Annotated in this window: 10 protein-coding genes; 3 read left to right on the forward strand and 7 right to left on the reverse strand. The window is 44.1% G+C overall.

Annotated features, from left to right (window positions below):
- The first annotated feature begins 7 nt into the window (after positions 1 to 7).
- Both L0660_RS19600 and L0660_RS19605 read left to right on the forward strand, forming a co-directional pair.
- On the forward strand, positions 8 to 2,413 hold the full coding sequence (locus L0660_RS19600) for a 3-hydroxyacyl-CoA dehydrogenase/enoyl-CoA hydratase family protein (protein ID WP_235160985.1): 2,406 nt from the start codon (positions 8 to 10) through the stop codon (positions 2,411 to 2,413).
- 181 nt (positions 2,414 to 2,594) lie between these two features.
- Positions 2,595 to 3,044 (forward strand): Rrf2 family transcriptional regulator, encoded by a 450-nt coding sequence (locus tag L0660_RS19605; protein ID WP_233799112.1) that lies wholly within the window; start codon positions 2,595 to 2,597, stop codon positions 3,042 to 3,044.
- Here the strand turns inward: L0660_RS19605 and L0660_RS19610 are convergent.
- The 7 genes from L0660_RS19610 to L0660_RS19640 form a co-directional block, all read right to left on the reverse strand.
- Entirely contained in the window at positions 3,039 to 4,646 is a 1,608-nt protein-coding gene (locus L0660_RS19610) for a hypothetical protein (RefSeq protein ID WP_235160987.1), read from the reverse strand. The genes L0660_RS19605 and L0660_RS19610 overlap by 6 nt on opposite strands.
- A gap of 5 nt (positions 4,647 to 4,651) precedes the next feature.
- Positions 4,652 to 5,599, reverse strand: a complete 948-nt coding sequence (locus L0660_RS19615; RefSeq protein WP_235128413.1) for a glycosyltransferase — start codon at positions 5,597 to 5,599, stop codon at positions 4,652 to 4,654.
- Positions 5,600 to 5,654: 55 nt separating this feature from the next.
- Complete coding sequence (locus tag L0660_RS19620) at positions 5,655 to 6,728, reverse strand: NAD-dependent epimerase/dehydratase family protein (RefSeq protein ID WP_235128412.1); 1,074 nt, start codon at positions 6,726 to 6,728, stop codon at positions 5,655 to 5,657.
- 240 nt (positions 6,729 to 6,968) lie between these two features.
- Complete coding sequence (locus L0660_RS19625) at positions 6,969 to 7,220, reverse strand: hypothetical protein (protein WP_026631989.1); 252 nt, start codon at positions 7,218 to 7,220, stop codon at positions 6,969 to 6,971.
- 76 nt (positions 7,221 to 7,296) lie between these two features.
- A complete protein-coding gene (locus tag L0660_RS19630; protein WP_235160990.1) occupies positions 7,297 to 9,027 on the reverse strand; it encodes a M3 family oligoendopeptidase in 1,731 nt (576 codons plus the stop codon).
- A gap of 32 nt (positions 9,028 to 9,059) precedes the next feature.
- Complete coding sequence (locus L0660_RS19635; RefSeq protein ID WP_235160991.1) at positions 9,060 to 9,923, reverse strand: KilA-N domain-containing protein; 864 nt, start codon at positions 9,921 to 9,923, stop codon at positions 9,060 to 9,062.
- 37 nt (positions 9,924 to 9,960) lie between these two features.
- On the reverse strand, positions 9,961 to 11,229 hold the full coding sequence (locus L0660_RS19640) for a cation:dicarboxylate symporter family transporter (RefSeq protein ID WP_255703598.1): 1,269 nt from the start codon (positions 11,227 to 11,229) through the stop codon (positions 9,961 to 9,963).
- Positions 11,230 to 11,757: 528 nt separating this feature from the next.
- Here L0660_RS19640 and L0660_RS19645 point away from each other — a divergent pair.
- Positions 11,758 to 14,307, forward strand: a complete 2,550-nt coding sequence (locus L0660_RS19645) for an adenosylcobalamin-dependent ribonucleoside-diphosphate reductase (protein ID WP_235160993.1) — start codon at positions 11,758 to 11,760, stop codon at positions 14,305 to 14,307.
- The last annotated feature ends 225 nt before the right edge of the window (positions 14,308 to 14,532 follow it).

The following is a 14,532-nucleotide window of genomic DNA, read 5'->3' on the forward strand; positions in this document are numbered from 1 at the left end:
TTAAATAATGAATCGTTCAATTCGTAAAGTAGCCGTTTTGGGCTCGGGCATTATGGGATCGCGCATTGCTTGCCACTTTGCCAATATTGGTGTGGAAGTGTTGTTGCTTGACATCATCCCTAAGGAGCTTAATGACGCTGAAAAGGCCAAAGGAATGACCAGCGAACACCCGGCATTCCGTAACCGGATCGTGAATGATGCCTTGCAGCAGGCCATAAAATCGTCGCCGGCGCCACTTTACAGCCCGGCTTTTGCTTCACGCATTAAAACAGGAAACTTTGATGATAACCTGGCCGATATAAAAAATTACGATTGGGTGATGGAAGTCGTTGTGGAACGGCTTGATATTAAGAAAAGCATTTTCGAAAAAGTGGATGCATTGCGCAAGCCGGGAACGCTCGTAACTTCCAACACTTCCGGAATCCCGATCCATTTGATGGCGGAAGGCCGGAGCGAGGATTTCCGTAAGCATTTCTGCGGAACGCACTTTTTTAATCCACCCAGATATTTACGATTACTGGAAATAATCCCAACCTCAGAAACCGATCAGGAAATTGTTGATTTCCTGATGCATTACGGAGATCTTTTTCTGGGCAAAACCACAGTTTTAGCAAAAGATACGCCTGGTTTCATTGCTAACAGGCTGGGAATTTATGCATTAATCCAAACCATCCGCGTCGCTGCTGAAATCGGTTTGAGCGTGGATGAAGTGGATAAGCTTACCGGGCCTGTTGTAGGACGGCCCAAGTCAGGGACATATCGTCTTTCGGACGTTGTAGGCCTGGATACAACCGTTCATGTCGCGAACAATTTGTATGCTTCCGGAGAGGGGAAAGATGAATCGAGGGACGCATTTGTGGTGCCCGAGGTCATGCAGAAATTGTATGATAATAAATGGTTAGGCGATAAAACGGGACAGGGTTTTTATAAAAAAATAAAGGATGAAAAAGGCAAATCTGTCATTCTCGCACTGGATTTCAATACATTAGAATATAAGCCTTCTGAAAAAGTTAAGTTTGAAACATTGGAAGGAACCAAGGCCATTAGCGACGTTTCCAAACGTTTTGGCGTGCTGGTTGGCGGCAGGGACAAGGCTGGTGAATTTTACAGAAAGACCTTCGCTGACATTTTCCGATACGCATCCTTGCGGATTCCAGAGATCTCGGATGAAATTTTCCGGATCGATCAGGCCATTGCCGCAGGATTTGGCTGGCAATATGGGCCATTTGAAACCTGGGATGCCATTGGTGTGAAAAACATGCTTTCGATCATGGAAAGCCTGGATATGAAACCTGCGGAATGGGTTTACGAAATGATCGCAGCCGGAAACGAATCTTTTTATAAGGTTGAAAATGGTAAGCGTTCTTACTATGATATTGTTTCAAAAACCTATAAAAAAATCCCTGGACAGGAGAGCTTTATTCTTCTGAGCAATCTTTCAAACAACATTGTCTGGAAAAACGCCGGGGCGAATCTGTATGACATTGGCGACGGAATCCTGAATCTGGAATTCAAGTCAAAAATGAACACGATGGGTTCTGAGGTGATCGAAGGGATTAATAAAGGCATTAGTTTGGCAGAAAAGGACTTTCGTGGATTGGTGATCGGCAACGAATCATCCGAGGCGTTTTCCGCCGGTGCGAACCTGGCTATGCTGTTTATGTTTGCCATCGAGCAGGAATTCGATGAGATCAATATGGTGATTGCACAGTTCCAGCAGACCATGATGCGGGCACGTTATTCTGCGATTCCAGTGGTAACCGCACCACATTCGCTGGCATTAGGCGGTGGCTGTGAGCTGAATTTACATGCCGACAAAGTTGTGGCACATGCGGAAACTTACATCGGCCTAGTTGAGTTTGGCGTCGGGATCATTCCCGCAGGTGGCGGAACGAAGGAAATGGCGCTTCGATGCTCGGATATGTATCACGCAGGCGATACGGAATTGAACATTCTTCAAACTGCATTCATGAACATTGCGCAAGCGAAAGTGTCGACCTCGGCACAGGAAGCGCGTGAGATGAATTATTTACAGGATAAAGATCAGATCGTATTGAATCGTTCAAGACTTATTGTGGAGGCGAAACAGGCAGCGATGGATCTGGCGGATAACGGTTATACGCAGCCGAAGCAGCGAAATGACATTAAAGTCCAGGGTAAAACCGGGATTGCGCTCTTTATGGCGGGCATTGCGCAGATGCGACTGGCCAATTATATTTCAGATCACGACGCTAAAATTGCCAACAAACTGGCTTATGTGATCAACGGTGGAGATTTGAGTTATGCGCAGAATGTTACCGAACAATATTTACTCGATTTGGAAAGAGAAGCATTCCTTTCTCTTTGCGGCGAAAAGAAGACGCTTGAAAGAATGCAAGGCTTGCTGAACGGCGGGAAGCCGCCTAGAAACTAGCAATTAGACACTGCAATTTCTTCGTAAATTTTCAAGGGAATTATTGTTTAACCAATTAATGTTCTGCATTTAGCAGGATATTTGGTGAAATGTTCGATATTTAGAACTGATCATCTGTTAATCCGGGATGAAAAAGATTCGCCCTTTATGCTAAATTGACTAAAAGTACATTTGAGCAAAAATGATTTCTAAAAAAGCAAAATACGCGCTTAAAGCCTTAAAAGTTTTAGCAGAACAATACGGGAAAGGGCCGGTCTTGATTTCCTACATTGCTGAAAAAGAGAAGATTCCGAAGAAATTTTTGGAGGCGATACTACTTGACTTGCGTAACAACGGAGTTTTACAAAGTCAAAAGGGAAAAGGAGGCGGCTATTTGCTGCGCATTCCGCCGGGTGAGGTTAATTTTTCAAAAGTATTGCGGATCATCGACGGTCCGATCGCGCCGGCACTTTGTGTTTCGATGTTCTTTTATGGCCGTTGCGACGATTGTAAGGATGAAGAAACATGCAGCCTGCGCTCCGTGCTAGAAAGATGGCGCGACGCTAACCTCGCCGTATTGGACCAAACTACATTAAACGACTTGCTTCAAGCCGAAAACGCACAGCCAACAGACGTTTTGACACAATTATAGGCGGTCGTTGCGCACATATAAGCGCGTGTCGTCAAAGTCGCCGATCAGTTTGTAATTAGCTTTAACATATTCCAAAAGCGCAGGGTAACTCTCAATTCCCTGTGCTTTTTTGTTTTGCACCCACATGCTGTTTTTCCCCACCGCATCCAGGACAATAGCAGGCCTAGTTCGCTCCATATCAGCCATATAGCGGCTCTTGTATTTATCCTGCATCGGATGAAGGAAAATAGACCGCTCGGAATGGTTTTCTGCGGTGGCCTGTAACAATTGGGCTTCTACATAATATGCACATTGCCAACCCCATACGGCCATGTAATCGTCAGGTTTGCTATATTTTTTCAAAGCAGTTACAACAGGACTTTGCGCCAATGTTCTTGCATTGACAGAGTTAAAAGCGTTCAGCCTGCGCTCTTTAACATAGTGATACGCGTCATTGGAAGCAAACCAGAGCAAAACGATAACAGGGAAGGCAACCGACCATTTTTCAATTTTAAATAAACCATAACCCGCCAGCAATGTGCAGGGGATAATGCAGAAATTGAGATAATGTATAAAATCATTACCTGACTTGGTAACCGCGTAAATGCTTGAAAACAACAGCAATAGAATGGACACAGTAATAATGGGCTTCATCTTGCCAATACTCGGTTTACGAAATATCTGGTAAAATGCAATGCATATCGGCAAGATCAATGCTAATGTAAATATTTGGAAATCAGCGCTTAATCTGAAAATTGTAATGAACTGGCTTGGGATGTCGAGAAATCCTTTTCCGCCCGCGTAAATCACATTTCCTAAGATATAGAAGAAGATCAGGTCAGAAAAGACATTGAAAATCAATGTACAAATGAGTGTCAGGATAGGAAATGTAAGACCTCCTAACAAGAGAAACAGAATCGGCTTAAACTCCTTTTTTGTTTTAAAACATTGGTAACCAACGCATAAACCAGCCGCAGCAAGAACCAGTGCCTGTGGAACGGCTTGTAACTTGGCAAAAGGAACGGCACCTGCGGCTAGTCCAAGGAAATATAAGTTAGTCTTGTCATTTCCAAGGCCTTGCGTCGCTCTTGAAAGTAACCAGACACAAATAGAAAGCAAGAGAACGGGAAGCTGTTCGCTGGAATAATGGACGAAGTCAATCTCCTGTGTAAAAGCCAGAAACAGCAGCGGAACCAGGGAGATTTTACGGGCAACAGACGCTCCAAACCAGTTTTTAAGAGCATAGAACAGCATTACCAGCGCACCCGCCGCACAAATGAGGCCCATCACCCGGCCGGATGTGTAGTTGATCTCGAAGCCTAGTAACCTTGGGATAACCAGTAAATAATTGTCGAGCGGACCAATGGTCGTGCCGTCCACCGCGCGCCAGTAAATAGGATCTTTGAACAACGTGATCGCGTGGCTCAGCATCTGGCTTTCATCAGGATTAAGCTCCCGGTTGAAAACGATCACTGGTAAACGCATGAAAATCAGCAGAATAATTGCTGATATGATGTAGATTTTTGTTGAAATGGATTTATAAAAACCCGAAAAGACTACAAACGCCGCCAGCACATATCCGATGAGCCAATATACAGGCGGTGAATTGTCAAAAGTGAGCATGCGGTTTAGCTGAAAGTGTCCACCTTCTCAACGAAATCGCGGTAATGAACTGCCGGAATAAAATGTTGTTGAGAACGATATTGCAATACCATGAAAACCAAAAATAGCGAAATAAGGAAGGATTGCAACATCAAAATCATTAACGTACTGCCCAATGTGGATGCCCAGCCAGGCGTTGCATTGCCAATGAGTTTCAAGAAAATGATGAAGATGATAAAAGCAATGGCTATGCCCGACATGAAAATCGAGAAGATCAGAATGCGGACAGCCGTGGTGTCAACCAGCACAGAAATGGCACTCAACCCATGCAAAACCAGCGAAACGAAATTCATTTTGCTTTCTCCGGCCAGTCTTTTGGCGCGGTTCGTCAAGACGGAATCATAAGGAATCCTCGAACGGATAATGCCGCCCGGATAATTGTTCCAGATCTCTGAAACGCGGACCAGATTTTGCAAACGATTTTGCGGAACAAGGCTGAAATTTCCAAATGTGATCACTTTTCCGGTCAGCAACTTGAAAAGCATTTTGTAAATCACGTAGAAAGATCTAAATAGAAAGTTCTCTGTGCGCTTGTTACGTTCTGCAAAAATGATCTTGCCCGGCTCTTGTAATGATCTTTCTGCCAGCAAGTTAATGTCGCTGGGAGCATCTTCGCCGTCCGCATCCATGACAATAACTTTATCCGCTGCAATGTGCTCGGCAACATAGGAAAGGCCAATGGCAATCGCTTTTTGATGTCCCAGATTGCGATATAAGCGCAGGACTTTGATTTCTTTCCCCCCAAAACTTACAAATGGTGATGTTCTTTCCTTGGAGGAGCAGTCGTCAACGATAAATAGCGTGGTGTTTTTTAAGATCGAGGCGTTTAAATCCGCGTTAATCTTTTCTATAAGCAGGTTCAGCGCCTCCCAGTCGTTGAATTGAGGAATGATAATGACAAAATTTTCGGGCATGGGGGAGGAATTTGAAAGCCTCCGAAAAGTTAAATTCGGAGGCTTCGGAAAGATTTTAAACGGTTTTTGCTAGTCTTGAAGAAATACCGTCGTGAATTTGGGTAAGTGTCTCAGTCAAGCCATATTCCCAGTTCCAGCCTGGATAATGCGACTTAAATTTCGACAAATCGCTCACATACCAGATGTGGTCACCGATTCTATTTGTTTCTGAGTATGAGTATGATAACTTGTTGCCGGTAATCTCTTCACAAAGCGCGATCGCTTCCAGCATTGAGCAGTTTGCGAAACGTCCGCCACCCGCATTATACACTTCACCCGGACGTGGATTTTGATAAAAATGCCAGAACATATTCACAAGGTCATGGCTGTGAATGTTGTCGCGAACTTGTTTTCCTTTATAACCAAAAATCGTGTAATGGTTGCCGGTAATGGCACATTTCATCAGGTAAGCTAGGAATCCGTGCAATTGAGCGCCGGAGTGGTTCGGGCCCGTAAGGCATCCGCCACGGAAAACTGCCGTTTTCATCCCGAAATAGCGGCCATATTCCTGAACCATAATATCGGCAGCCACTTTGGAAGCACCAAAAACCGAATGCTTTGTGTGGTCAATGCTATGCTGCTCGTCAATTCCATTCTCGAAGTAAGGATGGTTCTGATCGATTTCCCAACGCGTTTCCAGCTCGATCAATGGCAGATAATTAGGATTATCGCCATAAACTTTATTGGTAGAAGTGAAAATAAACACAGCTTCCGGTGTATGCAAGCGTGTCATTTCCAGCATATTAAGCGTTCCAACCGCATTTACACCAAAATCTGTAAACGGCTCTTTCGCTGCCCAGTCATGGCTTGGCTGTGCGGCTGCGTGGATGATCAGCTTAATGTCGTTTCCGTATTCCTTAAAGATCGGTTCCAACTGGCTAACTTCACGAATATCAGCAGCATAATGCTTGTAGTTGTTAAACTGATCCTGGATCCTGTTACGGTTCCATTCTGTATTTCCGTCAGCGCCGAAAAAGTATTCTCTTAAATTATTATCAACACCGATTACCAGATCAAATTTATCCGCTAAAAACGCAACCGATTCACTTCCTATCAGACCGGCCGAGCCGGTTACCAAAGCTATATTCATGTTTTTGTGTATTTTTATTTGCCTGTCCGTTCCTGATTAATACGAGTATTCTACTGCCTCGAATACGTAAAGTAAATTAAAAATGTTCAATTGTCACAACTCAGTTAGTCAATGGAACTGTATCAGAAGGATTATACGCTGCAACCTGTATTAAAATTGTTCAATAAGATATAGGCAGCATTTCAAAAAAAAGATATCCCCAGTTGTGTGAGGATATCTTCATATTTAGGCAGAAATATACTATTGTTTAACCACTGCATTCGTCGTGCCGCTGTATAATTTGGCACGGATGTCGTTTACACGTGTTTCAAGTTCTGGCTTAGCCTCATATTTCAAAGACATTTGACGTGGCAATGAATCCGGGCTTACGCCGTAAACCAATTCGTTGCCAGTATTCAGGTCTTTTTGCTCGATGTGATTGTATTTCTGATAGTCACATGAAGAAAGCAATGCAAGACAGGCAACAAATGCAACAATTTTATAGAATTTCATTTCTTTGATCGTTCATAGTAATATGGGCAAAAATAACCGTCATTTTCATAACCACCAAATCAGCCCTGACGAAATGTTACTTTTTTAATTCGGCCAGTTCGTTGCGGACAAACTGCATCAGATCAGTGATATGCTGCTCCGAGAAATCAAACGGGATGTTGGCTGCCTGATAAATGTCGCCAATTGTGGCCGTATAGCCCAGCTTCAACGCATCCAGATAACCTTTCAGGCCTTTTGCAGGATCCTGGCGGTAATTTTTCCAAACGCCGATTGCTCCCAGTTGTGCAATTCCGTATTCAATGTAATAGAAAGGAACCTCGTAAATGTGTAGCTGACGCTGCCAAAGATATTTTTTATAAATTTCGAGACCGCTCCAGTCCATTACTTTATCTGTAAATTCTTCATAGATGCGAACCCATGCGTCTGTGCGTTCAGTGGCCGAATGCTGTGGATTTTCATACATCCAATGCTGGAATTTATCAACCGTCGCAACCCAGGGAAGTGTTTCGAGAATGGATTCCAAATGCTGGATTTTCGCTCTCTTCAAGTCATTTTCGTTTTCAAAGAACTCATCCCAATAATCCATTGTGATCAATTCCATCGACATGGAAGCAAGTTCCGCAACTTCGGAAGGCGTGTGTTTGAATGAATTCAGCTTCAAATTCCGCGTTACCAGCGAATGCACCGCATGACCTCCCTCGTGCAGCAATGTTACCATATCCCGAAGATTCGACGTTGCATTCATGAAGATAAACGGAACGCCAATCTCGTCAAGCGGATAATTGTAGCCGCCCGGCGCTTTTCCTTTCCTGGATTCCAGATCGAGATGCTTCATATTCTTCATGGTGGTCAGGCAATTTCCAAGAAATGGGTCCAGCCTTGAAAAACAGCGGATTGTTTTGTCCAGCAATTCTTGGCCCGTTGCAAACGGCTTCAATGGCGCCAATCCCTGCGGATCCACTTTTGTATCCCACGGACGAAGCGCATCCACCTCCAAAGCCGACTTTCTGCTCGCAGCCATTTCATCCAGCATAGGAACGACTGCTTTTTTCACCGACCCGTGGAAATTGAAACAATCCTCCGGCGTGTAATCAAAACGGCCCATCGCAGCAAACATATAGTTGCGGTAATTGGCAAAACCGGCATTCTTACCAACCTGGTCGCGCAATGTTACCAGCTTGCCCAGCAGCTCGTCCAGTTGTTCATGGTCGTCATAGCGTCTGCCGCTGATAGCGCGCCAGGCTTCTTCCCGAATGTTGCGGTCAGTGGATTGTAGCCGGTCGGCGGCTTTTTGCAAAGTCATTTCCTCACCGTCCAATGTCACCGTCATGGCGCCCGCGATGGCTCCGTAGCGGCGCTCTTCGGTCTGCATTTCTGTGATCAGCGGAATGTTCTCATCGCGGAAGATTTCGATGGCTTTCTTCATGCCGCGCACTGTAATTTCAAATCCAGGTTCCGTTAATTCGCTCAGATAAGGGCTGTCGACCACTTTTTTGTCCAAAGCATTGCCATATTCCGCAAGTTTCGGCTGGATTTCAGTGATGAAAAATTGCAAAGCGTTGATCAGGCTCGTATTAGCCGTATCGCAAGTCTGCCGAATGTATCGCCACGCAAAGTTTTCCGACAAATAAGATTCAATTTCACTCCTATCCAGAAACCACTGCTGCAAATTCTCGGCCGAATTGATCTCCCTATTTTTAAGGTTTTCAAAAAACGGCTCAACATCCTCCCATTTTTTCAAATCAAATTCTTCCCCTATGAAACCCCTTTTTCCCCGGGTCAGTATCTCAATATTATCCGTTGTCATTTTGTAAAAAGCTTGTTACTGAATTTTCAAAGTTAATTTTTGGCATTTAAGAATGTGCTATCATTTAGTTTTTTGATGCCCTTAATGAGATCAATTCCTTCCAGCGATTTCCGTTGCTGTTCAACTGTATTGGCAAGAAATCGGAGTCTCTCTGCCTTTGAAAGCCGTTGGCCGATCAAAATCGAATTTAAACTTTCTATATTCGACAAGATGGCCAAGTCATTTATGCTGGCCATATCCCTGATATTTTCGCCTTGTAAGACTCGCTGAGGATTGGCTTGTTTCCAGTCACGTGCAGTACATCCCCACATAGCAATGTTCAACAAATCAGCTTCATCGGCATAAAGCAGCCATTCCTTCGCTTTTGTATAACCTGCCTGCGGGATAATGTAGTTTTTGATCGCATCCGTATGGATTTTATAATTTGCCTTACAAAGGACTCTCTTAACGTTCCATTCTAGGTTGTATATATTAGATTCAACTTCTTTTAGCCGCTGATATTCTTTTACTATGTATAATTGAAAAACAGGGCTAATCCACATACCGAAGGTGAATGCAATATCCTTATGTGCATATGTTCCTCCGTACCGACCTGCTTTCGCCACTATTCCGATTGCATTGGTTTTCGCAACCCATTCTTTGACACTAATTTTAAAGGAGTTAATGCCTGACTGGCTTCTAATTGAAGCGAATTCGCCAGAATTAAAATTTGGATTGTACATTCCTTCCCAGGCCTGAAGATATTCAAGTGTATTAACGTTTCTGAGCCAGTCGCTGACAAAGAAGTCTCCGTCCTTAGCTTTTACCATATCTGTTAAACATATATAGTCCTCAGAATTAATACTTACTAGTCCGATTTCAATGTTTTGGACAACCAGTTTGGTGCTTTTTGACATGTATAAGTGTGTTTAAAGTGTTTGTGAATTTTTTGCCTTAAACCGAATCCTTCCGCTGCGTTGTATCGGTCAAATTATCGGTAATAACGTTTTCTGTTTCGTTAACATTCGCGAAGGCGTATTCCATTTTGCTGCGGTCGAATTCTTTTTCGTTGTTGGCGAGCCAGATTGTGGCGACGCCGTTTCCGATGAAATTCGTGATGGCGCGGGCTTCGGACATGAAGCGGTCGACACCCAGGAGCAGCGCCAGGCCTTCGACAGGAATCACTTTAATGGCGGTTAATGTGGACGCTAGCACCACGAAGCCGCTTCCCGTAACGCCCGCAGCGCCTTTGGAGGTTACCATCAGGATGCCGATCAATGACAAGATTTGCCCAAATGTGAGATGCACATCGAAAACCTGCGCGAGGAAGATCGTTGCCATGGAAAGATAAATCGTTGTTCCGTCGAGATTGAAGGAATAACCTGCCGGAACGACCAGCCCTACAACTGGTTTGGAACAGCCCATTCTTTCTAATTTGACCATTAATGAAGGCAAACCGGCTTCCGAGGAAGACGTGCCGAGCACAATCAGCAATTCTTCCCGAATGTATTTCAAATAAGACCAGAGACTGATCTTGTAAGTTCGCATCACCAGCCCCAGAACGCCAAAGATAAAGACGGCCATCGTGGCGTAAACGGTTCCCATGAGCTTGGCAAGCGGCAATAATGTATCAATGCCATATTTTCCGATAGTATAAGCCATTCCGCCGAAAGCGCCGATGGGGGCGAAAATCATCACCAGGTGCAGGGCGCGGAAAACGTATTTGGACAAAAAAGTAAGCCATTCTGTGACTTTTTCTTTACCCGAATATTTACTTAAAACAGTTCCCAAAACCAATGAGAACAACAGGACTTGAAGCGTAACATTATCCAGAAAAAATTGCAACCAACTGAAATCCTGCACTTTACTGGTATAAGCAGACGCGTCGCCTTTCTGCAAACTGCTGGTTACGACGCCATCTCCGGGCCGGATCACATTGGCCACCACAACACCCACGATCAGCGCCAGCGTTGTTACCACTTCGAAGTAAATCAGCGCCTTAGCACCTACTTTCCCAACTTTTTTCAAATCACCCATTCCAATGATCCCCAATGTAATGGTCAGGAAAATGATGGGGTTGATAAATACTTTGACAATGGAAATAAATCCCTTTCCGAGAATCTCCATTTGCACGGCCTGCTCCGGAAAATAATGTCCCATTAAGGCACCGGCCGTTATGGCGGTGAGAACCCAGAAGGTAAGATTAGTGACTAACTTTTTCAATAGGATAGGGGTCTAGGATCGGGGCGGTTTGTGCAAGTTTTCAAGATACAATAATAAAAGTCCGAGGAATTGTTTCAAGAATGGAAAAGTAATTTTTTCTTAATTATTTATATTTGGTCTAAATTATAATTCTATATTTGCTTTATATAATTGAGTACTAAAAGACGGAAACGCCTCCGCTTTGAAATCACCAGAAAAAACTAAGTTGAAAGATCTGTTAGCCGGCTTTAAGCAGTAGTTAGGAGTTAAGACAAAATTTCGCCATGGTAATTCTAAATTTCCGGCTTCCATTGAAGCCGGTTTTTTTTGTAAATATTTTCTTGTAAAAAAAGATGTGAAAATAAAATTTGCGAACTTTTTCTTAACGAAGCTAGACCAGATTACTCATTTTCAAAATGTTACGAAAAAAGTTTGTAAACATTTGTTTAACATTAAGTTAATAAAGTGAACAAATTTTGAAGATGCAAGCGAGAAAAGAGTTACTTTTAATACTTGATTTTTCTTCAATGTTCTTGATATATAAGCGATATGGAATCTACCAAAACCACACAAACACAACAGACCTATACGACAGAAGAGGCGTACCAGGCTTCGCTTCAATACTTTAAAGGAGACGATCTGGCGGCGCGCGTTTGGGTTAATAAGTATGCGCTCAAAGATTCATACGGCGCCATATACGAAGCCACGCCCGACGACATGCACCGACGCATTGCGAAGGAAATTGCAAGGATAGAGGCCATTTACCCGAATCCATTAAGTGAAGACGAGGTTTTTGATCTGATCAAAGATTTCAAATACATTATTCCGCAGGGAAGTCCGATGACGGGCATTGGCAATCCTTATCAGATTGCATCCTTGTCAAACTGTTTTGTGATTGGTAACAATGGTGCGTCGGATTCTTACGGCGGCATTATGAAGATTGATCAGGAGCAGGTTCAGTTGATGAAAAGGCGCGGCGGTGTTGGCCATGACTTGTCGCACATTCGTCCGAAAGGATCGCCTGTTAAAAATTCTGCGCTTACCTCCACGGGCATTGTGCCCTTTATGGAACGCTTCTCGAATTCGACGAGAGAAGTGGCTCAGGACGGTCGCAGAGGGGCATTAATGCTGTCGGTGGCAATCAGGCATCCGGATTCTGAGGATTTCATTAATGCAAAATTGGAGCAGGGCAAAGTAACCGGCGCCAATGTTTCGGTCCGCATTGACGATGAATTTATGCGCGCTGTCGAATCCGGCGAAACTTACAAGCAACAATATCCGATCAAAAGCACAACGCCAACGCACATTAAGGACATTGATGCGACGGCTTTGTGGAAAAAAATTGTGCATAATGCCTGGCAATCGGCCGAGCCCGGGATTTTGTTCTGGGATACGATCATTCGCGAATCTGTGCCCGATTGCTATGCTGATTTGGGTTATGAAACGGTTTCTACCAATCCTTGCGGCGAAATTCCATTATGTCCTTACGATTCCTGCCGCCTGCTGGCGATTAATTTGTTCTCTTATGTGGACAAACCTTTTACGAGCGAGGCATCATTCAATTGGGATTTGTTCAAAAAACATGTTGCAGCCGCGCAGCGCATGATGGACGACATTATCGACCTCGAACTGGAAAAGGTGGATGCAATTCTTCACAAGATCGATGAGGATCCGGAAGACGAAGAGGTTAAAAGAGTGGAGCGCAACCTTTGGCTGAACATTCAAACCAAAGCAAGAGAAGGCAGAAGAACAGGAATCGGCATCACCGCAGAGGGCGATATGCTTGCCGCGCTGGGCCTGCGTTACGGAAGTGACGAAGGAACCGAATTTGCAGTCGAAATACATAAAACCGTTGCACTTGAAGCCTACCGTGGGTCTGTAAAGACAGCCAAAGAAAGAGGCGCATTTTCTATTTTTGATTCAGAAAGGGAAAAGAATAACCCATTCATTCTGAGGCTGAAAGAAGCTGATGCGCAGCTTTATTACGAAATGCTGGAATATGGCCGTCGTAACATCGCTATGCTTACCATTGCGCCAACAGGAACAACGAGTTTAATGTCTCAGACGACGTCGGGCATCGAGCCGGTTTTCCTGCCCGTTTATAAGAGAAGAAGAAAAGTGAATCCGGGCGATAAGGACGTTCGTGTGGACTTTGTGGATGAGGTAGGCGATTCCTGGGAAGAATATGTCGTTTTCCACCATCGTTTCAAGGAATGGATGGAGATCAATGGCCATGATATCAGCAAAAATTACGCGCAGAAAGAGCTGGATGATCTTGTTAAAAAATCGCCTTACTACAAAGCCACGTCCAATGATGTGGATTATTTGAAAAAGGTAAAAATGCAGGGCGCTATCCAGAAATGGGTGGACCATTCTATCAGTGTAACCATTAACATGCCTAATGACGTGACCGAAGAGCTGGTAGGCGAATGTTATATGGAAGCCTGGAAGGCTGGCTGCAAAGGAGTTACAGTTTATCGCGACGGTTCAAGATCCGGCGTTTTGATTGCCAATACGGAGAAAAAGGAGGAAACTGTTGCCGGTAATGTGCCTTTCCCAACGACCAGGCCACAAATTCTGGAAGCTGATGTTGTCCGCTTCCAAAACAAAAAAGACAAATGGATTGCATTTGTAGGTTTGATCGATAACCAGCCTTATGAAATTTTCACCGGTCTTGCCGATGATGAAGATGGGATCCTTTTGCCAAGATGGGTTAATGAAGGCGTAATTATTAAGAATCGCGAAGCAGACGGCAGTTCGCGTTATGATTTTCAATATAAAAATACGCGTGGCTATAAAACCACTATTGAAGGGCTCTCGTATAAATTCAATCCCGAATATTGGAATTACGCGAAATTGATTTCCAGCACGTTACGTCACGGAATGCAGATTGAAAAAGTCGTAGACCTGATCAGCAGCCTGCAACTGGACGAATCCATCAACACCTGGAAAAACGGCGTTGCACGTGCATTGAAACAATACATTCCGGATGGAACGGAAGCAAAAAAGCAGAAATGCCAGAATTGTAATTCAACGAATTTGCTGTATCAGGAAGGCTGCTTGACTTGCAAGGATTGCGGCTCTTCGAAGTGTGGCTAGTCCAGCAGGTGATAACAAAGTCCCAGCGGGACATAACATCGGTAGCAGGAAATCATATTTGAAACAAAATAATCCCGGAGGGATGTAACAGTTAGTTAGTTGTTACATCCCTCCGGGATTATTATTTTATTTGTGCAACGATTATTTCTACCAATATTACGTCGCTCCCCGTTTTTGTTACAGGCCGACAAACATTATACCGTAAGGCCTGAATATTATTCGCTG

The organism is Dyadobacter sp. CY351 (genome assembly GCF_021502625.1).
GTDB classification, from domain to species: domain Bacteria; phylum Bacteroidota; class Bacteroidia; order Cytophagales; family Spirosomataceae; genus Dyadobacter; species Dyadobacter chenhuakuii.